Below are 22,909 nucleotides of genomic sequence, written 5' to 3' on the forward strand. Positions count from 1 at the left end.
AAGCGAACCCAGCTGAAGCGAGGTCGGCATGACCGCTATGCGTCCGCTGCCCGGGGTCGAGCGGTTCGAGCCGCTCGACCTCGTGGACCCGACGCTGGCGGACAGGCCGTATCGCTGCGATCCCGCACCGGACGGTCGTCCCTCCGCGTCCGTCGACCTGCCGCCGGCACCGCTCGCGGTGCCGGCGCGCATGGCAGGCTGCGCCGACCTGCTGGCCGCCTATGCTTCCGGCACGCTGACGCCCGCCGCCGTGCTGTCCGACCTCGCCGCCGCCGCCGCGGTCGATCCGTCCGGCGCCGAGGCGATCCTCTGCGTGGCCCCCGATGCGGCGGATCTGGCGCGCGACAGCGAGCGACGCTGGCGCGAGGGCCGGCCGCGGCCACTCGAGGGGCTGCCCTTCGGGATCAAGGACATCGTCGACGTCGCCGGGGCGAAGGTCACTTCGGGCTCCCTCTTCACCGGCGAGCGCATCGCCGCACAGGATGCCGACGTCGTGGCGCGGCTGCGCGCCGCCGGCGCGATCCCCTATGCGATGACTGCGACGACCGAATTCGCCTGCGGCTCGCCCCACAATCCGCGCCACGGCACCGTCACCAACCCGTGGGACGCCTCCCGCTGGACCGGCGGATCGTCGACCGGCTCGGGCGCGGCGCTGGCGGCACGGCTGGTGCCCTTTGCCCTTGGCACCGATACCGGCGGATCGATCCGGGTGCCGTCCTGCTGGTGCGGCACGACCGGCCTGAAGCCCTCGCGCGAACGGGTCTCGCGCACTGGCGTGGCGCCGCTGTCCTGGACGCTCGACCATGTCGGGCCGATGACCCGCAGCGCCCGCGACATCGCGCTCGTGCTGCCGCACATGGTGGCTGCACCCGACGCCACATTCGCCGCGCGCTGCGCGCAACTCGTCACCGACACGCCCGACCTCTCCGGCCCGCGGATCGGCGTGCCCGCAGACTGGTTCACCGATCTGGTCTCCGCCCCGGTACTCGCGAACTGGCGCGCCGCATTGGACGTCCTGGCGGCGCTCGGCGCGGAACTCGTGGACCTGCCGCCGGTCGACGTCGCGCCGATGCACGAGGCGGGCTGGACGATCCTTCTCTCCGAACTCGCCGCCCACCACGAGGCCCGACATCCGCAGGGCCATCTCTTCGACAGGGGGCTGCTCGCCCGGCTCGAGCAGGGGATGCACATCTCCGCCGGCGCCTATGGACGCGCCCTCGCCACCCGCCGCCGGGCGCAGGAGGCCTTCCTCGCCGCCATGGAGTGGGCGGGCGCCGACCTGATCGCCACGCCCGGCCTCGGCGGCGAGCCCGGCGACCTCGCCACGCTGACCTTGGACGTCGACGGCGTCGCGCACGGCTTCCAGCAGGTGTTGTCGCGCAACACGATGATCTTCGACCTGACCGGCTTTCCGGCGCTCATGCTGCCCTCGGGGTTCGGTGCGATGGGTCTGCCGACCGGATTGCAGATCGTCGGACGTCCGGGCGCCGACGCCGTGTGCCTCGCCGCCGGCGTGGCCTTCCAGGCGGCGACCCCACACCACAAGACGCTGCCGCCGCGGCTCCGGTCATGATCGAGCCGTTCCGCCTGACCGCCACCGGGGCGCTGGCCCGCCTCGCCGAGGGCAGCCTGACGTCACGGGCGCTGGTCGAATCCTGCCTCGCCCGGATCGCGGCGCGCGACGGCGACCTGCGCGCCTGGCTGGCGATCAGTGAGGACGCGCTGGAACAGGCGGACCGCCTCGACGCGCTTTCCGCCGAAAGGCGCGGCCTGCTGCACGGCCTGCCGGTCGGCGTGAAGGACGTGTTCGACACAGCCGACCTTCCGACGACGCACAACTCGCCGCTCTACCGGGGTTTCCGGCCGGCAGCCGACGCGCCTTCGGTCGACATCCTGCGGTCGCACGGCGCCATCGTGCTGGGCAAGACCGACACCACCGAATTCGCAGCGGCCGGCCGAAACGCCGCGACCGCCAATCCGCACGACCTGTCGCGGACCTCCGGCGGCTCGTCCGCGGGCTCGGCCGCGGCGGTGGCCGACTGCCACGTCCCGCTGGCGCTGGCTACCCAAACCGGAGGCTCGACGATCCGCCCGGCCTCTTTCTGCGGCATCTACGGCTTCAAGCCGACCGCGGGGCTGGTGAGCCGCGAGGGTGTGAAGCTCTATGCGATCAGCTTCGACACGGTGGGCTGGTACGGCCGCAGCGTCGACGACATCGCACTGCTCGCCACCGCCTACGGCATCGTCGAGCCGCTGACGCCGCTGCCTGCACCGGGTGCGCGGCTCTCCGTGGCGATGACCTTCGGGCCGCATGCGGACGAACTCGAGCCGGAATCGGTCGCCGCGATGGGCCTCGCGGCCGATCGGCTGCGCGAGGCCGGTCATGCCGTCACCAGGATCGACCTGCCGCGGGATTTCGACCAGCTCGACCTCTGGCACCGCACGATCCTGCACCGGGAGGGCGCACAGGCCTTCCGCAATCTCGCGCTCCGCCATGGCGCGGCGCTGCACGACGACTTCCATCATCGGGTGGAGAACCGCGACGGCCGTTCGCTGGCCGACCTGAAGGCCGCCTATGACGGCGCCGCGCGGGCGCAGGTCGATTTCGACGCGATCGCCACCGGCTACGACCTCGTGCTCGCGCCGAGCGCGCCTGGCATCGCGCCCGTCGGCCGAGTGCCGGGCAACCCGCTGTTCAACGCGATGTGGACGCTGCTGCGCGTGCCCTGCCTGAACCTCCCCGTTGCCGGCGCGGGTGGCGGGATGCCGGTCGGGGTGACGGCGCTGGCGCAGCGCTTCGACGACAAGGCGCTGATTGCCCGCGCCGCGATCCTCGCGCCGCTGCTTTCCGCCCATGTCGGCAAGGCGAAGGCGACCGGGGGAACGTCGGCATGAGACCGCAAGAAATGGACAGTGCGTCACCGTTGCCGCGCTTTACGCGACCGGCCCACGACGCCTAAGTCCCCGAAACAGCAGACCGAAAGGAATACCATCATGGACGCGATGATCGACGCCGGAGTAGCCGGCATGGAGGAACTGCTCTTCACCAGGGCACGAACCTTCAACAAGTGGCAGGACCGGGCGGTGACGGACGCGCAGATCCCAGCGATCTACGACCTTGCCCGGATGGGCCCGACCTCGGCCAATTGCAGCCCGGCGCGCTTCGTCTTCGTCCGCACGGCCGAAGGCAAGGAGAAGCTCAGGCCGGCGCTGTCGTCGGGCAACCTTGAAAAGACCATGTCGGCGCCGGTGACGGCGATCGTGGCCCATGACACCACCTTCTACGACAAGCTGCCGCAGCTCTTCCCGCATGTCGACGCAAGGCCCTGGTTCACGTCGAGCCCGGCTTTCGCCGAGGAGACCGCCTTCCGCAACGGCACGCTGCAGGCGGCCTATCTCATCATGGCGGCGCGGATGTCCGGCCTCGATACGGGGCCGATGTCGGGCTTCAAGGCCGATCTCGTCAACGAGGCCTTCTTCGCCGGCACGACCTGGAAGGTGAACTTCCTGATCAACATCGGCTACGGCGACGATACCGGCAATTTCGCCCGGCTGCCGCGGCTGGCCTTCGACGAGGCCTGCATCCTGGCCTGAGGCCGGGACCCGACTTTGCGCAGCGTCAGGGCGACGCTGCGACGCGAAGGTCGGGCAGGGCGTGGCTCGGCCGGACCTTCGACGACCCGTAGGCATGCCCGCCCGTCGTCACGCGCATCTGCCTGCGCAGCCGGGCAAGAGCCGGGCGACCGCAGTGCCCGGACCGCCGTTCAAGCCATGCCGAGCGCGGCGAGGTAGAGATCGAGGATCGCCTCTTCTTCCTGCCGCTCGTTCGCGTCCTTCTTGCGCAGCCGGATGATGGTGCGCACCGCCTTCGCATCGAAGCCGGTTCCCTTCAGCTCCGCATAGACGTCCTTGATGTCGTCGGCGATCGTCTGCTTCTCCTCCTCGAGGCGTTCGATGCGCTCGATGAAGGCGCGCAGCTGGCCTGCGGCGATCGTCTGGGAGGATTCTTCGGTGATCTCGTCGGCCATGTCGGTGCTCCGCTTTGAAGATGGCGCCGCGACTCTGTGCGGGCGGCGCCTGAAATCGAGGCGTCTCGATGCATCAGGCTGTCTGAAGGGTCAAGCCGCCCGGCGATCAAAAGCCCGAAGCCGGCCAAATGCGGCAAGCCGCAGGGCGTTCAGCTCAGCCGGCGGGCACATCCTTCGTCGTCAGTCGGGACGAAAGCGCCTCCATTCGGTCCGCCAGCCCGGCAAGGGCTCCGATCACGGCCGCGTCGGTGCGATCGGCCTTGGCGAGCGCCTCGTCGCGGGTCTTGCGCAGCGTGGCGACTTCGGCCTCGAGACCCTTCACGCGATGCTGCAGCTCCGACAACTCGTCCATCACCATGATGCCCGCCATCACGGCCAGCCGGTGGTCGCCGATCTCGCCGAAGGACGCCTTCAGGTGCCCGACGTAGCGATCGAACTTCTGGGCGAGGTCCAGAAGGTGATCCTCCTGGCCCTCGTCGCAGGCCATCCGGTACGATTTTCCGTCGATGACGACGGTGACCTGCGCCATTGGACCCCTACCTGTCGAGGACGGCTCGGATGGTCTCCATGGCGGTGACCAGCCGGCGCGACACTTCCTTGTTGGCGTCCTGCAGACGCTCGGCACGTGCCTCCGAAGCATCGAGCTCCTGCGCCAGCCGGGAACGGTCGGCGTTCATGCGCTGGACCTCGGCCTCCGCCTCGGCATAGTCCTGGCCCTGCTCGATCCGCGCCATCGCCGCGTTTTCGAGCACGTCCATGGCCTTGCCGAGCCGGTTGATGACCTCTTTCAGTGTCGCTTCCACGGCCGTTCCTGCGCGGAGAACCCGAATCGTGCGCGTTGCGAGCGCGTTACCCGTGAAAGATTAGACGCCGCATGAAAGGGGCGTCAACAAACTCCGCGTCCCGGTCCCCAGCAAAGGCGCCGACAGGCATGGGTCGCTCCGCCCCAAAGCTGCAGACGCAGCCCCGCGCCGAGCCGGGATTTGTTGACTCGCAAATGGCACCTGCTATGTGTCGCCTCGCCTTTTCGGGGGCATTTCGCGGGCCTTTGCGTGGTCCGACCCAGCCGTTTCGCGACGAGAGAGCCACCATGCCCGTTTCCGATCATCATGCCCGCATGGCCAATGCGATCCGCTTCCTGTCCGTGGACGCCGTGGAGAAGGCCAATTCGGGACATCCCGGCCTGCCGATGGGGGCGGCCGACATCGCCACCGTGCTCTACACGCGCTTCCTGAAGCACGACCCGCATCACCCGCACTGGCCCGACCGTGACCGCTTCGTGCTGTCGGCCGGCCACGGCTCCATGCTGCTCTATTCGCTGCTCTACCTGACGGGCTACGAGGACATCACGATCGGCGAGATCGAGAAGTTCCGCCAGCTCGGTTCCCGGACCGCCGGCCATCCCGAGTTCGGCCATGCCGCCGGCATCGAGACGACGACCGGCCCGCTGGGCCAGGGCCTCGCCAACGCCGTCGGCATGGCGATGGCCGAGCGCATCATGAACGCCCGCTTCGGCGATGATCTCGTCGACCATCACACCTACGTGCTGGCCGGCGACGGCTGCCTGATGGAGGGCATCAGCCAGGAGGCGATCGCGCTGGCCGGGCACCTCAAGCTGTCGAAACTCATCGTGCTGTTCGACGACAACGGCATCTCCATCGACGGCCCGATCTCCCTGTCCGACTCGACCGACCAGTGCGCCCGCTTCGAAGCATCCGGCTGGCACGTCCAGCGCTGCGACGGCCACGACGCCGAAGCGATCGCCCGTGCGATCGAAGCGGCCAAGGCGTCCGACAAGCCGTCGATGATCGCCTGCAAGACCACGATCGGCTTCGGCGCTCCCACGCGCGCCGGCTCGAACAAGGCACATGGCTCGCCGCTCGGTGCCGAAGAGATTGCCGGTGCGCGCAAGGCGCTCGGGTGGGACGCCAAACCCTTCGTCGTGCCCTCCGACATCCTCGACATGTGGCGGCTGGCCGGTCTGCGCTCGACCAAGGAGCGCAAGGAATGGGACGCACGCCTCACCGCAGCGAGCGGCGAGATTCGTACCGAGTTCGAGCGCCGCATGCGCGGAGAACTGCCCGGCGGATTCGAGAGCGCCATCGCCGACTACAAGAAGAAGCTCGCCGCCGAGAAGCCGAAGCTGGCGACGCGCAAATCCTCGGAGAACGCCCTCGAGGTGATCAACGCGGCGATTCCGGAGACGATCGGCGGCTCGGCGGACCTGACCGGCTCGAACAACACCAAGACCAGCCAGACGAAGCCTTTCTCAGCGGAAGATTATTCCGGACGCTACGTCTATTACGGCATTCGCGAGCACGGCATGGCGGCGGCCATGAACGGCATGGCGCTGCACGGCGGCGTCATTCCCTATGGCGGCACCTTCCTCGTCTTCACCGACTACTGCCGTCCCTCCATCCGCCTGTCGGCGCTGATGGGCCTGCGCGTGATCTACGTCATGACGCATGATTCGATCGGTCTCGGCGAGGACGGCCCGACGCACCAGCCGGTCGAGCACATGGCCGCGCTGCGCACCATCCCCAACCTGCGCGTCTTCCGCCCGGCCGACGCGGTCGAGACGGCAGAGTGCTGGCAGCTGGCGCTCGAGGATACCACCGGTCCCTCGGTTCTGGCGCTGACCCGCCAGAACCTGCCCGCCGTGCGCACCGAGCACGTCGAGGAAAATCTCTGCGGCTTCGGTGCCTACGAACTGGAGACGGCGAGCGACGATGCCGTGGTGACGATCTTCGCCACGGGCTCGGAAATCGAGATCGCGCTGGCTGCCCGCAAGAAGCTCGAGGCGAACGGCCACCCCACCCGCGTCGTGTCGGTTCCGTCGATGGAGCGCTTCGCGATGCAGACCAGGCAGTATCGCACCGCCATCGTCGGCAATGCACCGATCCGCGTCGCCATCGAGGCCGGCATCCGCCAGCCCTGGGACGCGCTGATCGGGCAGGACGGGATCTTCGTCGGTATGAAGAGCTTCGGCGCCAGCGGCCGCTACGAGGATCTCTACGCCCATTTCGGCATCACCGCCGAAGCGGTGGTGAAGGCCGTCGAGGAACGACTGCACGAAGCGGCCTGAGCGTCCGCGCGCGGCGCCCGGCAACTCCGATGGCGTCGCTGCCGGCCGCGACCTGCCGGTGTTTGTCGATTGACACGGGCCTGGCCGAACGGATTTGCCGGCGGCGCCGCGGTGGCGCGGCTGGATTCTTGGCCGCCGCGTCGTTAAGAAGCGGCAACCATCAAGCGAGGGCGTTCGCACGCCCGCAGTTTCCCTCCAGGAGGTATCCAGCATGTCGGTAAAGATCGCCATCAACGGCTTCGGCCGCATCGGCCGCAACATCGTCCGCGCCATCTACGAATCCGGCCGCAAGGACATCGACATCGTCGCGATCAACGATCTCGGCCCGGTCGAGACAAATGCGCACCTCCTGCGCTACGACAGCGTGCACGGCCGCTTCCCCTCGCAGGTCACGGTGAAGGGGGACGAGATCCATGTCGGCGGCGACTCCTTCAAGGTCTTCGCGGAGCGCGACCCCTCGAAGCTGCCCTGGGGCGAGCTCGGCGTCGACATCGTGATGGAGTGCACCGGCATCTTCACCTCAAAGGACAAGGCTTCCGCCCATCTGACGGCCGGCGCCAAGCGCGTCATCGTCTCCGCCCCCGCCGACGGCGCCGATCTGACCGTGGTCTACGGCGTCAACCACGACAAGCTGTCGAAGGACCACGTCGTCATCTCCAACGCGTCCTGCACGACCAACTGCCTCGCCCCCGTGGCCATGGTGCTCAACGACGCCTTCGGCATCGAGAAGGGCTTCATGACCACCATCCACTCCTACACCGGCGATCAGCCGACGCTGGACACGATGCACAAGGACCTCTACCGCGCCCGCGCTGCCGCGATGTCGATGATCCCGACCTCGACGGGTGCCGCCAAGGCGGTCGGTCTCGTCCTGCCGGAGCTGAAGGGCAAGCTCGACGGCGTCTCGATCCGCGTGCCGACCCCGAACGTCTCGGTCATCGACTTCAAGTTCGTGCCGAAGCGCGACGTGACCATCGAGGAAGTCAACGCCGCCCTCGTCGCGGCCGCCGACGGCAAGCTCAAGGGCATCCTGGCCTACACCCATGATCCGCTCGTCTCGATCGACATGAACCACGACGCCGCCTCGTCGACCGTCGCCCTCGACCAGACCAAGGTGATCGAGGGCAACCTCGTGCGCGTGATGTCCTGGTACGATAACGAGTGGGGCTTCTCGAACCGCATGTCGGACACGGCCGCGGCCTTCGCCAAGACCATCGCCTGATCTGCGGATCGCCATGGACGGCAACCAACCGTTCTGGCTGTTTCTCGGCGTGGCCGCCCTGCTGGCGGCCTTCGCCCTGATCCGGAAGGCGCGTCGCCGCCGCGAACGTACCGGTGCCCCGCGATGGGGTCGGGACGGCGGCGGCGTCGACGTACGGCCCGCGAGACCGGGGCCGCTACCCGGCTTCCTCGAGAACGGTTCGGGCCAGGGCCCCGGCGACGGCGGTGCCAGCGACGACGGCCGCTAAGGCATGTCTCCCGAAAGTGGGCACCGGTTTTCGGGTGAAGGACAGGCGCGCGGACAAAAACCTGAAGCGTGCGGAGCGAATCTGAAAGATCGCGACACGCTTTAGGCGGCGGCTGGCGGCCGGCCGTTTCTGCGGCCGCCCGCCTTGCTTTCCGCAAGCCCTCCGGCGGGCGCCTTCCGAAGGTCGCTCCGCAGCTTTTCCGAGCATGCCGGACTTGCCCCTGCCATGCCTTCGCCGCACTGTGCGTGGAGAGCACGAAGGAGGGTTCGGGACATCGGCATGGACAGCATCTATCTGGCGATCATGATCGGGACGGCGCTGGTTCTTGCCGCCGCCTTCTCCAGTCTGATCGCGCTCCGATACGGTGCGCCCCTGCTGCTCGTCTTCCTCGGCATCGGCCTGGTCGCAGGAGTGGACGGTCTCGGGCTCAACTTCGACAACGCCCCGGTCGCCTATTTCGTCGGCTCGCTGGCTCTCGCGGTCATCCTGTTCGATTCGGGCTTCGGCACGAAGATCTCCGCCTTCCGCCAGGCGGCCATGCCGGCGCTTTCTCTGGCGACGGTCGGCGTCGTCCTGACGACGAGCGTCTTCGGCGTCGCGGCCTACTACATCACGCCGCTGTCCTGGCTCGAGTCCTTCCTTCTCGGTGCCACGATCGCCTCGACCGACGCGGCGGCCGTGTTTTTCCTGCTGCGCGTCGGCAACCTCAACCTGCGCGACCGCGTGCGTTCGACGCTCGAGGTCGAATCGGGCTCGAACGACCCGATCGCCATCTTCCTCACCATCACGCTCGTCTCCGTCATCGCGGCAGGCGGTTCGACCGAGGCGGACTGGCTGCTGGTGGACATCCTGCGGGGCTTTGCCGTGCAGATGGGCCTCGGTCTGGCCGCGGGCGTTACGGGCGGTTTCCTGATGGCGCGGCTGATCGAACGGCTCGAACTCGATATCGGGCTGATGCCGATCTTCGTCATCACGCTCGCCCTGCTGCTGTTCGGCGTGGGTGGCGCCATCGGCGGTTCCGGCTACATTGCCGTCTACGTCGCAGGCATGATCGTCGGCAATTCCCGCATCCGGTCCGCGGCCCGGCTGAAGCGCTTCCAGGATGGGATCACCTGGCTGGCGCAGATCATCATGTTCCTCGTGCTCGGCCTGTTCGCGACGCCGTCGCAGTTCGGCGCGATCGCCCTGCCCGCCGTCGGCCTCGGCCTGTTCCTGATCTTCGTGGCGCGTCCGCTCGCCGTCTGGCTGTGCCTGATCCCGTTCCGGTTCGATCGCGCCGAAACCGCCTTCGTCTCCTGGGTGGGTCTGCGCGGCGCCGTGTCGATCCTGCTCGCCCTGACGCCGCTGCTCGACGACCTGCCGAACGGCAGCTACGTCTTCAACAGCGCCTTCATCATCGTCCTCGTCTCCCTCGTGGTTCAGGGCTGGACCATCGGGCCGCTGGCGCGACGGCTTGGGCTCGTCGTGCCGCCGCGGATCGGGCCGCTCGACAAGGTTGAACTCGAACTGCCGGGCGCGGCCCACCACGAACTCCTCGCCTACCGCGTGGCTGCCGGAAGCCCGGTCGCGCGCGGCGTGCGCATCCCTCGCTGGGCACGACCGTCGCTGGTCGTGCGCGAGGGGCGCTCGATGGCCTACCAGTATGCGGGTCGACTGGCGGTCGACGACAATGTCTACATCTTCGTTCCCGACCGTTATCCGCCGCTGCTCGACCGGCTGTTCGCCAGCCGCGCCGATCTCGACGAGGACGACGCCGACTTCTTCGGCGAATTCGCCATCGACGCGAGCCGCCCGGCCTCCGACCTCGACTCCGCCTACGGAATAGGCCTCTCGGACGACGAGGCCAGGCTGACCATCGCCGAACTCGTCATCGCCCGCCTGGGCGGCCGCGCCGAATATGCCGACCGCGTCATCGTCGGCCCGATCGAACTGATCGTCCGCGACGTCGGCGACGACGGCACGCTGGCATCCGTCGGCCTGTCGACCGAGCCGCACCACGCCGCACCGCAGGTTCCCGTCTTCCTCAGCGCCGGCGAGATGCGCGATCGCGCGGTCGATGCCCTGCGCCGCTGGCGCGCGCGCAGGCGGGAAGCCAGGCTGCGCAAGAGCGAAGTGGAGGCCGCGCGCCAGGCGGATGCTGGACGCGCTCCCGACGTGATCCTGCCGCGCGAGCCAGAGTGACGCTCCCTTGCGCGCGGCGGGGCAAAATGTATGGTCCCGCCGATTGCACCAGGGAGATGGCCATGTCCGACTTCAAGACCCTCGACGACATCGGTGACGTGACCGACAGGCGCGTCCTCTTGCGCGTCGACCTGAACGTGCCGATGAAGGACGGCGTGGTGACCGATGCGACCCGGATCGAGCGGGTGGCGCCGACCATCGCGGAACTGTCGGACAAGGGCGCGAAGGTGATCCTGCTCGCCCATTTCGGCCGCCCGAAGGACGGGCCGGACCCGGCCCTCTCGCTGGCACCCGTCGCCGCCGCGACCGAGGCAGTGCTCGACCGGCGTGTGCATTTCGCGCCCGATTGCGTTGGCGACGTGGCGACGAGCGCCGTCGAAGCGATGGCCGGCGGCGACATCCTGCTTCTGGAAAACACCCGCTTCCACAAGGGCGAGGAAAAGAACGAGCCCGGGTTCATCCAGGCGCTGGCGAAGAATGGCGACGTCTACGTCAACGATGCTTTCTCCGCCGCGCACCGCGCCCACGCCTCGACCGAGGGACTGGCACACCTGCTGCCGGCCTTTGCCGGCCGCACCATGCAGGCCGAACTGGAGGCACTTGAAAAAGGCCTCGGCAATCCGCGCCGTCCGGTGGTGGCGATCGTCGGCGGCGCCAAGGTGTCGTCCAAGATCGATCTCCTGATGAACCTGGTGAAGAAGGTCGACGCGCTGGTGATCGGCGGCGGCATGGCCAACACCTTCCTCGCCGCGCGCGGCACCGACGTCGGCAGATCGCTCTGCGAGCACGACCTCGCAGGGACCGCCAAGCAGATCATGATCGAGGCGGCGACCGCCGGCTGTGCCGTGGTGCTGCCCGTCGACGGCGTCGTGGCACGCGAGTTCAAGGCCGGCGCGGCGAGCGAGACGGTCGCCATCGACGCGGTCCCCGCCGACGCCATGATCCTCGACGTTGGGCCGAAGACCGTCGAGACCGTCAACGCCTGGATCGATCGCGCGGCGACCGTCGTCTGGAACGGCCCCCTCGGCGCCTTCGAGATCGCGCCCTTCGACGCCGCGACGGTGGCGGCGGCGAAATTCGCCGCCGCACAGACCGGCGAAGGCCGGCTCGTCTCGGTGGCCGGCGGCGGCGATACGGTGGCGGCGCTGCACCATGCCGGCGTTGCCGATGCCTTCACCTATGTCTCGACGGCCGGCGGCGCCTTCCTCGAATGGATGGAGGGCAAGCCGCTGCCCGGCGTCGACGTGCTGAAGAGATAGATGGCGGCAGCACGGGCCGCCCGCTGCCTCAGTCGGCTCGTCCGGCACGCGTACCGAGCAGGGCGAGCCCGGCGAAGGCGATGACGGCCCCAAGAACCTCGCGCCCCGGATAGATCTCGTTCAGGGAGAGGATGGTCGCGACGACGGCCATCGAGACTTCGACGGCGATGACCAGAGCGACGACTGGCCCGAAGCGGAACCGGCTGGGCGATGCGGTCTCGATCCATGCGCTGGCAAGCATCGTCACCGCCGCCAGCGGTATCAGGATCAGATAGGGCGAGCCGCCGAGCGGCTCGAGGACCCAGGTAGCGACGACGTAGACGACGGCCGCGCCTGAACCGAAAAGGGCAGTGGTGACTGGTGACATCGGAAAGCTCCCAGACAGGGACGGACCCGGTCTGCATATGTTCGTTGGCCTGCCTGAAAGCAGGCCGGGGACGTTGCTGATGGAGCCAACCTATCGCGCCGCGCGCCAGCGTTCCGTTAACTGCTTAACACTCCGACGAAGGGGTTCGCTCCCGCTAAACCGATTGAATATTTTTCAATCGGTTCAATGGTTTGCAGCAGCGTTCCGTTTGCCCGACGCTTCTGTTAGAGGCCGGACAACCATGTTTCAGGAGGATCAGATGAGCGAAGGACCGAACGGGGTGGCGAAATCGGCGCGTGCGGACATGGCGGCCCAGGTCGCCGGCAAGGACGGCTTCATCGCCGCTCTCGACCAGTCCGGCGGCTCCACGCCGAAGGCGCTGAAGCTCTACGGCGTTTCCGAAGACGCGTGGTCGACCGAGGACGGGATGTACGACCTCATCCACGCGATGCGCTCCCGCATCATCACGTCCCCGGCCTTCACCGGTGAGAAGGTCATGGGAGCGATCCTCTTCGAGCAGACCATGGACCGCACCGTCGAGGGCGTTCCGACCGCCCGGTATCTCTGGGAGAAGCGCGGCGTCGTGCCCTTCCTCAAGGTCGACAAGGGCCTTGCCGACGGCAAGGACGGCGTCAAGCTGATGAAGCCGATCGGCGGGCTGGACGACCTGCTGAAGCGGGCCGTGGCCAAGGGCATCTTCGGCACCAAGATGCGCTCGGTCATCGACGCCGCCGACCCGGCAGGCATCAAGGCGATCGTCGACCAGCAGTTCGAGGTGGGCCGCCAGATCCTGGCGCACGGCCTCGTGCCGATCCTCGAGCCCGAGGTCACGATCTCGATCGCCGACAAGGCCGAGGCCGAAGACCTGTTGCTGGCCGAGATTCGGAAACACCTCGACGATCTGCCGGCGGGCGAGAAGATCATGCTCAAGGTGACCATCCCGACGAAGCCGAACCTCTACAAGCCGCTCATCGACGATCCCCGCGTCATGCGCGTCGTGGCGCTGTCGGGCGGCTACACGCGCGACGAGGCGAACGCGAAACTGCGGGAGAACGACGGCCTGATCGCCAGCTTCTCGCGCGCGCTGACCGAGGGCCTGTCGGCCGGCCAGAGCGACGCCGACTTCAACGCCACGCTTGCGGCCACGATCGACAGCATCTTCCAGGCGTCGCGGGCCGACAAGGCCGCGGCCTGACCAACGCAGGCCCTGACATCCGGCCTGCTCGAAGAGGCTCCGTGTTCAGCGGGGCCTTTTCCATTCCGCTTGAATGGCTGTAGGGGAGTGCGATCGACAACGCGCCGCAGCGAACGCCATGTCCCCTCTGCTTCCGCTCCTGTCCTGGCTCGCCTTCCCGATCTACGCCTGGCAGGGCATCGGCGTCCGGCTGCGCACGCAGCGCCTGCTGCCTGCCGAGGGACCGGTGACGCATACGATCCCCGGCCAGGGCGTGGCGGTTCGCCTCCTCGTCCTGGGCGATTCCTCGGCAGCCTCGGTCGGCATCGCCCGCACCGACGCGGGCATGGCGGCGTTGCTGGCCGGCATGCTTGCGCGCGACACCGGACGTCCGGTGACGTGGCGTGCCGCCGGCTTCAATTCCGCCACCGCCACGCAGTTGCGCGACGTCGTCGTGCCCAACCTCGCCCATGACGACTGGACCCACATCGTGGTCTCCGTCGGAACGAACGATGCCAAGAACTTCCACACCGTCTCCCGCTTCAAGCGCGATTTCGGCGGGCTGCTCTATGCCCTGCGGGCGAAGTTCCCCGGCGCGCGCATCGTCTGGTCGCCGGTGATCGACATGACGACCGTCCCGGCCCTGCCGCCGCTGCTCGCCCGCATCCTGGAAGTCCGCGCCCAGGCGATCAACGCCATGGGCACGCGCCTCTGCCACGAACGCGGCGCCGTGCCGGCCAGCCGCCTGCCGGTCGAGGACCCGGCGCGCGGTTTCTCCACCGACGGCTTCCACGCCTCGGAGGCAGGCTACCGCGCCTGGGCCGAGCACCTTCTGCCGCTGATCGAACTGCCTGCGGCCGAGGCACTCGCTTCAGCTTCCGTGGCTGAGGACGACCGTCAGTGAGATCAGCGCGAGCGCGCCGAGCGCAAGCTTCCAGAAATCGCTGCGCCGGCGCAGTCCCGGCAATCCGAGCGGCTTGATGATCTGTACGGCCATGAGCAGGATGATGACGATCGAGAGGGCTTTGGTCATGCCGTCGGACGGCTCCTGCTTTTCGGGCGAGTTGCCCCGATACCCCATTGACCAGCCTGCTTGACGGAAGTCAAAGCCTCTTCCCCAAGCGGCGCCTATCGACACATTGTCCGGTGGACGCGCGACGGCCGTTGCCGCTAGAACTCGCGCACCGACGACAGGGAGGATGTCATGGTGTCGCGCTATCACGAGGTCTACGAAGGCTGGAAACGCAATCCCGAAGGCTTCTGGGCCGAAGCGGCCGGAGCCATCGACTGGGTTTCGCCGCCGAAGCAGATCTTCGATGCGACCGCGGGCGTCTATGGCCGCTGGTTTCCGGACGCGACCTGCAACACCTGCCACAATGCCGTCGACCGCCACGTCGCGAACGGACGTGCCGAGCAGGCGGCCCTGATCTACGACAGCCCGGTCACCGGTTCGAAGCGGACCTTCACCTACGCCCAGGTGAAGGCCGAGGTCGAAGCCCTGGCCGCCGTTCTGAACGACCAGGGCGTGACGAAGGGCGACCGTGTCATCCTCTACATGCCGATGGTGCCGGAGGCGGTGTTCGCCATGCTCGCCTGCGCCCGCATCGGCGCGATCCACTCCGTCGTCTTCGGCGGCTTCGCGGCACGCGAACTGGCCACCCGCATCGACGATTCCACGCCGAAGCTCATCGTCTCCGCCTCCTGCGGCATCGAACCCGGCCGGGTGGTGGCCTACAAGCCGCTGCTCGACGGCGCGATCGAGATCGCCCGGCACAAGCCCGACGCCTGCGTCATCCTCCAGCGTGAGCAGCAGCGCTGCGGCCTCGTGGCCGGCCGCGACATCGACTACGCCGCGGCCGTCGGCGCGGCGAAGGCGGCGGGCCGCACCGTGCCCTGCATCACCGTGGCGGCAACGGACCCGCTCTACGTGCTCTATACGTCGGGAACGACAGGCCAGCCCAAGGGCGTCGTGCGCGACAATGGCGGGCACATGGTCATGCTCGCCTGGACGATGTGGAACGAGTTCGGCGTGAAGCCCGGCGAGGTCTTCTGGGCGGCCTCCGACGTCGGCTGGGTGGTCGGCCACTCCTACATCGTCTACGCGCCGCTGCTGCACGGCTGCACGACGGTCCTCTTCGAGGGCAAGCCGGTCGGCACGCCGGATGCCGGCACCTTCTGGCGGGTCATCGCCGAGCACGGTGTGGTGGCGCTGTTCACCGCGCCGACCGCCTTCCGCGCCATCAAGGGCCAGGACCCGAAGGGAGATTTCGTCGCCGGGTACGACCTGTCGAGATTCCGCACGCTCTTCCTCGCCGGCGAGCGCGCCGACCCCGAGACGATCAAGTGGGCCGAGAACCAGCTGAAAGTGCCGGTGATCGACCATTGGTGGCAGACCGAGACCGGCGCGCCCATCAGCCAGAACCCGATCGGACTCGGCCGGCTGCCGGTGAAGTACGGCTCGCCCGCCGTGCCGATGCCGGGCTACGAGATGCACGTCGTCGACGATGCCGGGCACGAAGTGCCGCGCGGCACGCTCGGCAACGTGGTGGTCAAGCTGCCGCTGCCGCCCGGCGCCCTGCCGACGCTGTGGCATGCCGACGGCCGTTTCCGCGACGCCTACCTCGCCGAGTTCCCCGGCTACTACAAGACCGCCGACGCCGGCTACATCGACGACGACGGCTACCTCTTCATCATGGCCCGCACGGACGACATCATCAACGTCGCCGGCCATCGCCTCTCCACGGGCGGGATGGAGGAGGTGCTGGCCGAGCATCCCGACGTGGCCGAATGCGCCGTCATCGGCATCGCCGACGCGATGAAGGGACAGGTGCCCTGCGGCTTCGTCGTGCTCAATGCGGGCGTCACGCGCGATCCCGCCGAACTCGAGAAGGAAGTGGTGGCGCTGGTGCGCGACCGGATTGGTCCCGTGGCCGCCTTCAGGACCGTCGTGCCAGTGAGGCGGCTGCCCAAGACCCGCTCGGGCAAGATTCTGCGCGGCACGATGCAGAAGATCGCCGACCACGAGGAATGGAAGATGCCGGCGACGATCGACGATCCCGCGATCCTCGAGGAAATCGCCGAGGCGCTGAAGACGAAGGGCCTCGGCTGAGCCGGACGGCACCCGCCCTCTGGTCCGCCAATCCGCCGAGGTCTATAAGCGACGCTCCATCAGGCTCAGGAGCGCGCCATGCCACTCGACGGGAAAGTCGCCATCGTGACGGGAGGCGCAGGCGGCATCGGCTATGCCATCGCAGAGCGCTTCGCGCGCGAGAGGGCCAAGGTGGTGATCGCCGACATCGATACGGAGAAGGGTGCGCGCGCCGAGCGCGACCTCGCCCGCTACGGCGACGTGCAGTTCGTCAAGGCCGATGTCGGCCGGCGGCTCGACGTGCACAATCTCGTCGCCGCGACGATCGATTCGTTCGGAGACATCGACATTCTCGTCAACAATGCCGGCATCGCGCACGGGGCGGATTTCCTCGACGTGACCGAGGAGGATTTCGACCGCGTGCTCGCCGTCAACCTGAAAGGATCCTTCCTCACCGGCCAGGCGGTGGCGAGGCACATGGTCGAGCGCGTGAACGCGGGCGGACCGGCGGGATCGATCGTCAACATGTCGTCCATCAACGCCGTGGTCGCGATCGCCAGCCAGTTGCCCTATTCGGTTTCGAAGGGTGGCGTCACCCAGCTCACCAGGGCGATGGCGCTGTCGCTCGCCTCCCACGGCATCCGCGTCAACGCCATCGGCCCCGGCTCGATCCGGACCGACATGCTGGCGAGCGTCAACGCCGATCCCGCCGCCCGCGAGCGGATCCTGTCCCGTACGCCGCTCGGGCGGATCGGCGATCCTTCCGAGATCGCCGCGATCGCCGTCTTCCTCGCTTCCGACGAGGCCAGTTACGTCACCGGCCAGACGATCTATGCCGACGGCGGCCGCCTGCCGCTGAACTACACGGTTCCCGTCCCGGCGCAATGAGCGGGCTCGCCGATCGCTCCTGACGCGATGTCGTCAGGAGGGGGATGGCACAGTGTCTCCATCGCAAGTCAGCCGATGGAGAGAACCATGCCCCCCTTACCCACCTCGCTGCTCGGCCGCTGGGCGCAGAGATGGCGCGCGACCCGCGACAGGGTCCGGACGGAACGGGCGATCGCCCGGCTGTCGCCGTCGCTTCGCCGGGACATCGGCTGGCCGGATGCGGTCTCGCATCAGACCGGCTGGCGCGGCCAACTCGTCGACGGCAAGTGACGCGCACGTCCGATGCGCCGGGCGGGTCTTCCTCGCAGTGTTCCCTCCCGGTCGCCGCGGCCCTGCGGCCGCCCTGAACCGTTCGTCGGGACGTTCGTCCTTGAACTGACATCTCCTGACAGCAGGTTGTCAGGAGCACCGTGCCACTGTCTAATCCAGCAAGAAAGAAATGCCGATGTCCTTTACTCCGCAGAATTCCATCGTGTGGTTCGAAATCCCGGTCACCGACATGGCGCGCGCCAAGTCCTTCTACGGCGCCGTGCTGCAGAACGAGCTGGCCGACGAGACCGGCGGCCCGAATCCCATGGCCATGTTCGTATCGGCCGGAAGCGCCGCCGTCTCCGGCCACATCTATCCCGGCAAGCCGGCCGCAGCGGGAAGCGGCAGCACCATCCATCTCGCAGTCGCCGCGCCCCTGGAGGAAGCCATGGAGCGCGTGACCGCCAATGGCGGCCAGGTCGTATCGCCTCCGATCCAGATCCCCGCCGGCCGCTTCGCCTATTGCCTCGATCCCGACGGCAACTCCATCGGCCTGTTCACCACCTGACCTGCTCGACGAAAGAGTATCCGCCATGCGACGAGCCGACCGCCTGTTCCAGATCGTCCAGCATCTGCGCGGCGGACGGCTCGTCACCGCGCGCATGCTCGGCGAGTGGCTGGAAGTGTCCGAACGCACGATCTACCGCGACATCGCCGACCTCCAGTCGACGGGCGTGCCGATCGACGGGGAAGCCGGCGTCGGCTACCTCATGCGCTCCGGCTACGACCTCCCCCCGCTGATGTTCACGCGCGACGAGATCGTGGCGCTCGTCGCCGGAGCCCGCATGGTGCGGGCCTTCGGCGGGGCGGCCATGGCGCGCTCTGCCGAGGAGGCGCTGGTCAAGATCGCCGCGGTGCTGCCCGACGCCGAGAAGGACCGCATCGCGCGGACCGAAATCCATGCGCCGCTCTACGTGGTGAGCCAGCCGGACCGGGAGAAGATCGATTCCATCGAGCGGGCGATCGAGCTTCGCACCGTGCTGACGCTCGACTACCAGGACGAGGCCGACAAGAACTCCGTCCGGGACGTGCGCCCGCTCGGCCTGTGGTTCTGGGGCAAGGTCTGGACGCTCGTCGCATGGTGCGAGCTGCGCGAGGATTTCCGAGCCTTCCGCATCGACCGGATCACCCGCCTCGCACCGGCGGACCGGAACTTTCGGCACGAGCGCGGCAAACAGCTCGCCGATTTCTATCGCCAGATGGAAGAACGGGCGCCGCACGATGCGGCCACGCTTCGCCGGCGCGCAGCGCACGAAGGCTGACGGAGCCCGCCGCCCTCAGCCGACGTCGAGGACGATCTTGCCGATGTGGTCGCCCTCCTCCATGCGCTCATGCGCCCGCCAGGCGTCGCGCAGCGGGTAGATCATGTCCATGACGGGCGCCACCTTGCGCTCGCCGAGCAATGGCCAGACCAGTCGCTCGAGCTCGGCCGCGACCGCGCCTTTGAACGCGACGGTGCGCGGCCGCAGGGTCGAGCCGGTGTGGACGAGCCGCTTCATCATCAGCTTGGCGAAGTTCACCTCGGCCTTCGCGCCTCCCAGGAAGGCGATCTGGACGATCCGCCCTTCGATGGCGGCGGCCTCGTAGTTGCGGTCGATGTAGCTGCCGCCGACCATGTCGAGGATCAGGTCCACGCCCTTGCCGGCGGTCGCTTCCTTCGCTACCGAAACGAAATCCTCCTCGCGATAGTTGATCGCGCGCGCGGCGCCGAGGGTCACGCAGGCCGCGCACTTGTCGGCCGAACCGGCCGTCGCCAGCACCGTGGCGCCGAAGGCGGAGGCGAGCTGGATCGCCGTCGTGCCGATGCCCGACGAGCCGCCATGCACGAGGAAGGTCTCCCCCGCCTTCAGGGCGCCGCGCTGGAAGACGTTGTGCCAGACGGTAAAGTAGGTCTCCGGCAGGGCGGCCGCCTCCGTCAGCGTGAAACCGTGCGGCACGGGCAGCGCATTGCTCTCGTCGGTCAGGCAGTACTCCGCATAGCCGCCACCGGGGGTGAGCGCGCAGACCTGGTCGCCGACGCGCCAGCGGCGGGCTTCGGGCCCGACGGCGGCCACCGTGCCCGCCACCTCCAGGCCCGGCAGGTCGGACGCGCCGGGCGGCGGCGGATAGGCACCGGTCCGCTGCGCCACGTCCGGCCTGTTCACGCCCGCGGCGCGTACGCGGATGAGGATGTCGCTGCCGCTTGGCCTCGGTACGGAGCGCGTTTCCGGTTTCAGCACGCGGGGGCCGCCCGGTTCGCTGATGGCGATGGCTGTCATCGTCTCTGGAAGGGCGTCTGCCATGGGATCTCCTGTGGATCGGCGGTCCGGAGCCGGCGATTTGATTCCCGACCCCGCGCGACTGTATCCTCCCCGCCACGAACGGCAACCTGAGGAGACGGTTCATGGGTATTCTCGATGAAGAAAGGCCGCGCAAGGCCCGGCCACACGAGATCGGCCAGGATCTGTCCCTGCTGTCCGTTGCCGATCTGGAGGAACGCATCGGTCTGCTGCGCGCCGAGATCGGACGCCTTGAATCCGAGCTGAAGGCGAAAGGATCGACGAAGCAGGCCGCCGAAGCGCTTTTCCGCCGCATTTGACGGGTTGACCACGCTGCCCGGCGGCCGAAGCTGTCGTACCGCTTCGAAACCGTCCCGCGATTCGTTCGACACCAACCGGAAGGTCCCCATGTTCGCGAGCTACAGACCGATCCTGTCGCTGCTGCGCGGCACTGCTTTCCTGCTGGCGGCGTCGGGGCTCCACAGCCTGCTTCTGCCCTTGCGTGGCCAGGCGGAAGGGTTCCCGACGACGTCCCTCGGCCTGCTTGGAACGGCGTGGGCGGCGGGCTTCGTCGCCGGCTGTCTCATGGCACCCCGGCTGGTGCGGCGTGTCGGTCACGTCCGGGCCTTCGGCGCCTTCGCCGCTTCGGCAGCGATCATCGCCCTCCTGACGGGTCTGATCATCGACCAGTATGTCTGGATCGCGCTGCGCGTCTTTACCGGCTTCTGCATGGCCGGCGCCTTCATGGTGATCGAGAGCTGGCTGAACGAGAGCGCTACAAACGAGAACCGCGGCACCGTCTTCGCCATCTACATGATGGTAACGAACGCGTCCCTGATGGGCGGACAGCTGATCGTCGCGGCCGGCGACGTGACGACGGCATCGCTGTTCATGGTCACCGGCATCTTCTTCTGTCTGGCGCTCATTCCCACCACGGTCTCGACGCAGGCGACCCCGAAACCGCTGGTGGGCGTCTCGCTCGATCTGAAGGCGCTCTACGCCAACTCGCCGGTCGCCTCGGCCGGCTGCCTGCTGGTGGGCGTCGCCAACGGTGCGTGGGGAACGCTCGGCGCCGTGTTCGGCGCCGAGATCGGCATCTCGACCGCACAGATCGCGTTGATGATGAGCCTCGCCGTCGTTGCGGGCGCCGTGTTCCAGCTTCCCGCCGGCCGTCTCTCGGATCGCACCGACCGGCGCTACGTTCTGGCCGGCGCCGCCTTCGCGGCCGCCGCCATCGGCCTCCTCATCTTCGTCGTCGGCGCGCGCGACGGCACCACCGTCATCGCTCTGACCGCTGCCTACGGCGCCATGGCCTATGTGCTGTACTCGCTGGCCGTCGCCCATGCCAACGATCACGCCCGACCGGAGGATTTCGTGAAGGTGTCCGGCGGTCTCCTGTTGCTCTACGGCTTCGGCACGATGATCGGCCCCATCGTCGGCGGGGCGCTGATGGACCGGATGCGGCCGGAGAGCCTGTTCCTGACGACTGCACTCGCCCACCTCCTGATCGCCGGCTACACGCTCCTGCGCATCACGCGTCGTGCCCCCGTGCCGGTCGAGGAGCGCGAATCCTTCAGTTCTCTCCCGCCCGAGCGCGCGACCACCCCCGAAGTACTGCGCCTCGATCCGCGCGGCGACGGCGGCCTGGACGGCGGCGAGAACAGGAAGGACGCAGCCTGACAGGGTGCCTGGCGAGCGGATCGTGCGACGCGGCCCTGCGTCGCGCGCCGCGGCCGTGGGACGGGTTTGAGTTTGCCCGGGGAGCGGCTATCGTGAGTCCATGGTCACGATCGACGCGTTCATGGCGATTTCCGACGCCAACCGCCGCCACCTCCTCGAGGAGTTGCGCCGGGGGCCGAAGACCGTCAATCAGCTCGCCGCGGGACTGCCGGTCTCGCGGCCGGCGGTCTCGCAGCATCTGAAAGTTCTTCTCGACGCCGGGCTCGTGATCGCGAGCCGCGATGGAACCCGACGGATCTACGCGCTCAGCCCGGACGGGTTCACGCGTCTCAACATCTGGATCGATCAGTTCTGGACCGAATGACCTTCCCCGGGGAAGGGACCGGCGGCAGGAGGATCCGCCGGTCTTGGCTCGCCCGGCTCCGGCGCAGGGACGCGGAGCGCGGGCGTTGGCTCGTCAGTGGGTCGTGCGATGCGATCCGAGCTTCTCGATCGCATCCTTGAGGGCGAGCTTGCGACGCTTGAGCTGGCGGACCTCGATGTCGTCGGTGGACGGACGTGCGATCGCTTCCGCGATTTCGCGGTCGAGCTGGCTATGCTTGCGCTTCAGTTCCTCGATGTGCGACGTCAGAGACATGCGTGGTGCTCCCTTTCCTCGTTCGGACGTCAGGAACCGCGTCCCACCGCAGGTCGCGATTCATGACAACGCGATGACAGTGTGCCACCACTGCGCCGCCCTGTCGAATGTGCCGTGGTAGCATTTTCTGTCGGTTCGAAATGTGATATAGGGCTGCGGCCCGGGCCAGAGCCCGGTCCTGCCATTTGGGCGCGGACTCCTGCGCCGGGGAAGCATGCATGTCGGAACAGGAACAGGCCGAAATTCGTCTTGAATTTGCGCGCTTGAAGCAGGAACACGCCGATTTCGACGCGGCGATCAACGCGATGATCGCCACCGGCTGCGACCCGCTCCAGATCCAGCGGATGAAGAAGAAGAAGCTGGTGATCAAGGACAGGCTGACGCATCTCGAGGACCGCGTGATCCCCGACATCATCGCCTGATGCGGCAGCCCCGGGCCGAACTCGCCGTTTTTCTTGCGGCATGGTTGGTATTCCGTTAAGGCGC

General features: G+C 68.1%; 25 protein-coding genes. 18 read left to right on the forward strand and 7 right to left on the reverse strand.

Annotated features, from left to right (window positions below; all coding sequences use genetic code 11):
• The first annotated feature begins 28 nt into the window (after window positions 1–28).
• From IAI54_RS18140 to IAI54_RS18150, 3 genes are all read left to right on the forward strand, one after another.
• Window positions 29–1,573 carry an amidase gene (locus IAI54_RS18140; RefSeq protein ID WP_187968525.1) on the forward strand — a complete coding sequence of 515 codons (1,545 nt, stop codon included), beginning with the start codon at window positions 29–31 and terminating at the stop codon, window positions 1,571–1,573.
• Entirely contained in the window at window positions 1,570–2,895 is a 1,326-nt protein-coding gene (locus tag IAI54_RS18145; protein ID WP_187968526.1) for an amidase, read from the forward strand. Before IAI54_RS18140 ends, IAI54_RS18145 begins: the two co-directional genes overlap by 4 nt.
• Window positions 2,896–3,003: 108 nt before the next feature.
• Window positions 3,004–3,594 carry a malonic semialdehyde reductase gene (locus tag IAI54_RS18150; protein WP_187973225.1) on the forward strand — a complete coding sequence of 197 codons (591 nt, stop codon included), beginning with the start codon at window positions 3,004–3,006 and terminating at the stop codon, window positions 3,592–3,594.
• Between the two features lie 170 nt (window positions 3,595–3,764).
• Here the strand turns inward: IAI54_RS18150 and IAI54_RS18155 are convergent, their stop codons facing one another.
• From IAI54_RS18155 to IAI54_RS18165, 3 genes are all read right to left on the reverse strand, one after another.
• Complete coding sequence (locus IAI54_RS18155) at window positions 3,765–4,028, reverse strand: DUF2312 domain-containing protein (protein ID WP_126701369.1); 264 nt, start codon at window positions 4,026–4,028, stop codon at window positions 3,765–3,767.
• Window positions 4,029–4,182: 154 nt separating this feature from the next.
• Complete coding sequence (locus IAI54_RS18160; protein ID WP_187968527.1) at window positions 4,183–4,557, reverse strand: cell division protein ZapA; 375 nt, start codon at window positions 4,555–4,557, stop codon at window positions 4,183–4,185.
• Window positions 4,558–4,564: 7 nt separating this feature from the next.
• Entirely contained in the window at window positions 4,565–4,786 is a 222-nt protein-coding gene (locus IAI54_RS18165) for a DUF4164 domain-containing protein (RefSeq protein ID WP_187973226.1), read from the reverse strand.
• 332 nt (window positions 4,787–5,118) lie between these two features.
• Here IAI54_RS18165 and tkt point away from each other — a divergent pair, with 332 nt between their 5' ends.
• The 4 genes from tkt to IAI54_RS18190 all read left to right on the forward strand — a co-directional run bounded on the left by tkt (window position 5,119) and on the right by IAI54_RS18190 (window position 12,022).
• Window positions 5,119–7,113 (forward strand): transketolase, encoded by a 1,995-nt coding sequence (tkt, locus tag IAI54_RS18170; RefSeq protein ID WP_187968528.1) that lies wholly within the window; start codon window positions 5,119–5,121, stop codon window positions 7,111–7,113.
• Between the two features lie 211 nt (window positions 7,114–7,324).
• The gene (gap, locus tag IAI54_RS18175) at window positions 7,325–8,335 is read left to right on the forward strand and encodes a type I glyceraldehyde-3-phosphate dehydrogenase (RefSeq protein WP_187968529.1); all 1,011 of its coding nucleotides are present in this window, start codon (window positions 7,325–7,327) and stop codon (window positions 8,333–8,335) included.
• Window positions 8,336–8,861: 526 nt separating this feature from the next.
• Window positions 8,862–10,763, forward strand: coding sequence for a potassium/proton antiporter (locus tag IAI54_RS18185; RefSeq protein ID WP_187968531.1), 1,902 nt, complete (start codon window positions 8,862–8,864; stop codon window positions 10,761–10,763).
• Window positions 10,764–10,825: 62 nt separating this feature from the next.
• A complete protein-coding gene (locus IAI54_RS18190) occupies window positions 10,826–12,022 on the forward strand; it encodes a phosphoglycerate kinase (protein WP_187968532.1) in 1,197 nt (398 codons plus the stop codon).
• Between the two features lie 28 nt (window positions 12,023–12,050).
• Here the strand turns inward: IAI54_RS18190 and IAI54_RS18195 are convergent, their stop codons facing one another.
• Window positions 12,051–12,389, reverse strand: a complete 339-nt coding sequence (locus IAI54_RS18195; RefSeq protein ID WP_187968533.1) for a hypothetical protein — start codon at window positions 12,387–12,389, stop codon at window positions 12,051–12,053.
• 259 nt (window positions 12,390–12,648) lie between these two features.
• Between IAI54_RS18195 and IAI54_RS18200 the strand changes: the two genes are divergently transcribed.
• Both IAI54_RS18200 and IAI54_RS18205 read left to right on the forward strand, forming a co-directional pair.
• Complete coding sequence (locus tag IAI54_RS18200) at window positions 12,649–13,584, forward strand: fructose bisphosphate aldolase (protein ID WP_239026222.1); 936 nt, start codon at window positions 12,649–12,651, stop codon at window positions 13,582–13,584.
• Between the two features lie 118 nt (window positions 13,585–13,702).
• Window positions 13,703–14,467 carry an SGNH/GDSL hydrolase family protein gene (locus tag IAI54_RS18205; protein ID WP_187968534.1) on the forward strand — a complete coding sequence of 255 codons (765 nt, stop codon included), beginning with the start codon at window positions 13,703–13,705 and terminating at the stop codon, window positions 14,465–14,467.
• Here IAI54_RS18205 and IAI54_RS18210 read toward each other — a convergent pair.
• Complete coding sequence (locus IAI54_RS18210) at window positions 14,435–14,596, reverse strand: hypothetical protein (RefSeq protein WP_187968535.1); 162 nt, start codon at window positions 14,594–14,596, stop codon at window positions 14,435–14,437. The two genes, IAI54_RS18205 and IAI54_RS18210, sit on opposite strands and share 33 nt — an antisense overlap.
• 171 nt (window positions 14,597–14,767) lie before the next feature.
• Here IAI54_RS18210 and IAI54_RS18215 point away from each other — a divergent pair, with 171 nt between their 5' ends.
• The 5 genes from IAI54_RS18215 to IAI54_RS18235 all read left to right on the forward strand — a co-directional run bounded on the left by IAI54_RS18215 (window position 14,768) and on the right by IAI54_RS18235 (window position 19,110).
• Window positions 14,768–16,672: a propionyl-CoA synthetase gene (locus IAI54_RS18215; protein ID WP_187968536.1), complete on the forward strand. Its 1,905-nt coding sequence runs from the start codon at window positions 14,768–14,770 to the stop codon at window positions 16,670–16,672.
• Between the two features lie 78 nt (window positions 16,673–16,750).
• Entirely contained in the window at window positions 16,751–17,539 is a 789-nt protein-coding gene (locus IAI54_RS18220) for an SDR family NAD(P)-dependent oxidoreductase (protein ID WP_187968537.1), read from the forward strand.
• Between the two features lie 87 nt (window positions 17,540–17,626).
• Window positions 17,627–17,809 carry a hypothetical protein gene (locus IAI54_RS18225; protein WP_187968538.1) on the forward strand — a complete coding sequence of 61 codons (183 nt, stop codon included), beginning with the start codon at window positions 17,627–17,629 and terminating at the stop codon, window positions 17,807–17,809.
• 175 nt (window positions 17,810–17,984) lie between these two features.
• Window positions 17,985–18,356 carry a VOC family protein gene (locus tag IAI54_RS18230; protein ID WP_187968539.1) on the forward strand — a complete coding sequence of 124 codons (372 nt, stop codon included), beginning with the start codon at window positions 17,985–17,987 and terminating at the stop codon, window positions 18,354–18,356.
• Window positions 18,357–18,381: 25 nt separating this feature from the next.
• On the forward strand, window positions 18,382–19,110 hold the full coding sequence (locus tag IAI54_RS18235) for a helix-turn-helix transcriptional regulator (protein WP_187968540.1): 729 nt from the start codon (window positions 18,382–18,384) through the stop codon (window positions 19,108–19,110).
• A gap of 15 nt (window positions 19,111–19,125) precedes the next feature.
• On the opposite strand, the gene IAI54_RS18240 is transcribed toward IAI54_RS18235, so the two are convergent.
• Window positions 19,126–20,130 carry an NAD(P)H-quinone oxidoreductase gene (locus IAI54_RS18240; protein WP_187968541.1) on the reverse strand — a complete coding sequence of 335 codons (1,005 nt, stop codon included), beginning with the start codon at window positions 20,128–20,130 and terminating at the stop codon, window positions 19,126–19,128.
• A 101-nt stretch (window positions 20,131–20,231) separates the two neighbouring features.
• Between IAI54_RS18240 and IAI54_RS18245 the strand changes: the two genes are divergently transcribed.
• The 3 genes from IAI54_RS18245 (at window position 20,232) to IAI54_RS18255 (ending at window position 22,150) form a co-directional block, all read left to right on the forward strand.
• Window positions 20,232–20,426: a DUF1192 domain-containing protein gene (locus tag IAI54_RS18245; RefSeq protein ID WP_187968542.1), complete on the forward strand. Its 195-nt coding sequence runs from the start codon at window positions 20,232–20,234 to the stop codon at window positions 20,424–20,426.
• 88 nt (window positions 20,427–20,514) lie between these two features.
• Window positions 20,515–21,786, forward strand: a complete 1,272-nt coding sequence (locus IAI54_RS18250) for an MFS transporter (protein ID WP_187968543.1) — start codon at window positions 20,515–20,517, stop codon at window positions 21,784–21,786.
• Window positions 21,787–21,886: 100 nt separating this feature from the next.
• Window positions 21,887–22,150: an ArsR/SmtB family transcription factor gene (locus tag IAI54_RS18255; protein WP_187968544.1), complete on the forward strand. Its 264-nt coding sequence runs from the start codon at window positions 21,887–21,889 to the stop codon at window positions 22,148–22,150.
• Between the two features lie 93 nt (window positions 22,151–22,243).
• On the opposite strand, the gene IAI54_RS18260 is transcribed toward IAI54_RS18255, so the two are convergent.
• Entirely contained in the window at window positions 22,244–22,423 is a 180-nt protein-coding gene (locus IAI54_RS18260; RefSeq protein WP_187968545.1) for a YdcH family protein, read from the reverse strand.
• Between the two features lie 218 nt (window positions 22,424–22,641).
• Between IAI54_RS18260 and IAI54_RS18265 the strand changes: the two genes are divergently transcribed.
• The gene (locus IAI54_RS18265; protein ID WP_187968546.1) at window positions 22,642–22,845 is read left to right on the forward strand and encodes a YdcH family protein; all 204 of its coding nucleotides are present in this window, start codon (window positions 22,642–22,644) and stop codon (window positions 22,843–22,845) included.
• Window positions 22,846–22,909: the final 64 nt, after the last annotated feature.

Origin of the sequence: Aquibium microcysteis, from assembly GCF_014495845.1 — a bacterium.
Classification (GTDB): Bacteria; Pseudomonadota; Alphaproteobacteria; order Rhizobiales; family Rhizobiaceae; genus Aquibium; species Aquibium microcysteis.

Excerpts from the sequence above, each read along its gene's own strand:
- IAI54_RS18140 (WP_187968525.1), top strand. The coding sequence starts at position 29 with ATGACCGCTATGCGTCCGCTGCCCGGGGTCGAGCGGTTCGAGCCGCTC.
- IAI54_RS18145 (WP_187968526.1), top strand. The coding sequence starts at position 1,570 with ATGATCGAGCCGTTCCGCCTGACCGCCACCGGGGCGCTGGCCCGCCTC.
- IAI54_RS18150 (WP_187973225.1), top strand. The coding sequence starts at position 3,004 with ATGATCGACGCCGGAGTAGCCGGCATGGAGGAACTGCTCTTCACCAGG.
- IAI54_RS18155 (WP_126701369.1), bottom strand. The coding sequence starts at position 4,028 with ATGGCCGACGAGATCACCGAAGAATCCTCCCAGACGATCGCCGCAGGC.
- IAI54_RS18160 (WP_187968527.1), bottom strand. The coding sequence starts at position 4,557 with ATGGCGCAGGTCACCGTCGTCATCGACGGAAAATCGTACCGGATGGCC.
- IAI54_RS18165 (WP_187973226.1), bottom strand. The coding sequence starts at position 4,786 with ATGGACGTGCTCGAAAACGCGGCGATGGCGCGGATCGAGCAGGGCCAG.
- tkt (WP_187968528.1), top strand. The coding sequence starts at position 5,119 with ATGCCCGTTTCCGATCATCATGCCCGCATGGCCAATGCGATCCGCTTC.
- gap (WP_187968529.1), top strand. The coding sequence starts at position 7,325 with ATGTCGGTAAAGATCGCCATCAACGGCTTCGGCCGCATCGGCCGCAAC.
- IAI54_RS18185 (WP_187968531.1), top strand. The coding sequence starts at position 8,862 with ATGGACAGCATCTATCTGGCGATCATGATCGGGACGGCGCTGGTTCTT.
- IAI54_RS18190 (WP_187968532.1), top strand. The coding sequence starts at position 10,826 with ATGTCCGACTTCAAGACCCTCGACGACATCGGTGACGTGACCGACAGG.
- IAI54_RS18195 (WP_187968533.1), bottom strand. The coding sequence starts at position 12,389 with ATGTCACCAGTCACCACTGCCCTTTTCGGTTCAGGCGCGGCCGTCGTC.
- IAI54_RS18200 (WP_239026222.1), top strand. The coding sequence starts at position 12,649 with ATGAGCGAAGGACCGAACGGGGTGGCGAAATCGGCGCGTGCGGACATG.
- IAI54_RS18205 (WP_187968534.1), top strand. The coding sequence starts at position 13,703 with ATGTCCCCTCTGCTTCCGCTCCTGTCCTGGCTCGCCTTCCCGATCTAC.
- IAI54_RS18210 (WP_187968535.1), bottom strand. The coding sequence starts at position 14,596 with ATGACCAAAGCCCTCTCGATCGTCATCATCCTGCTCATGGCCGTACAG.
- IAI54_RS18215 (WP_187968536.1), top strand. The coding sequence starts at position 14,768 with ATGGTGTCGCGCTATCACGAGGTCTACGAAGGCTGGAAACGCAATCCC.
- IAI54_RS18220 (WP_187968537.1), top strand. The coding sequence starts at position 16,751 with ATGCCACTCGACGGGAAAGTCGCCATCGTGACGGGAGGCGCAGGCGGC.
- IAI54_RS18225 (WP_187968538.1), top strand. The coding sequence starts at position 17,627 with ATGCCCCCCTTACCCACCTCGCTGCTCGGCCGCTGGGCGCAGAGATGG.
- IAI54_RS18230 (WP_187968539.1), top strand. The coding sequence starts at position 17,985 with ATGTCCTTTACTCCGCAGAATTCCATCGTGTGGTTCGAAATCCCGGTC.
- IAI54_RS18235 (WP_187968540.1), top strand. The coding sequence starts at position 18,382 with ATGCGACGAGCCGACCGCCTGTTCCAGATCGTCCAGCATCTGCGCGGC.
- IAI54_RS18240 (WP_187968541.1), bottom strand. The coding sequence starts at position 20,130 with ATGGCAGACGCCCTTCCAGAGACGATGACAGCCATCGCCATCAGCGAA.
- IAI54_RS18245 (WP_187968542.1), top strand. The coding sequence starts at position 20,232 with ATGGGTATTCTCGATGAAGAAAGGCCGCGCAAGGCCCGGCCACACGAG.
- IAI54_RS18250 (WP_187968543.1), top strand. The coding sequence starts at position 20,515 with ATGTTCGCGAGCTACAGACCGATCCTGTCGCTGCTGCGCGGCACTGCT.
- IAI54_RS18255 (WP_187968544.1), top strand. The coding sequence starts at position 21,887 with ATGGTCACGATCGACGCGTTCATGGCGATTTCCGACGCCAACCGCCGC.
- IAI54_RS18260 (WP_187968545.1), bottom strand. The coding sequence starts at position 22,423 with ATGTCTCTGACGTCGCACATCGAGGAACTGAAGCGCAAGCATAGCCAG.
- IAI54_RS18265 (WP_187968546.1), top strand. The coding sequence starts at position 22,642 with ATGTCGGAACAGGAACAGGCCGAAATTCGTCTTGAATTTGCGCGCTTG.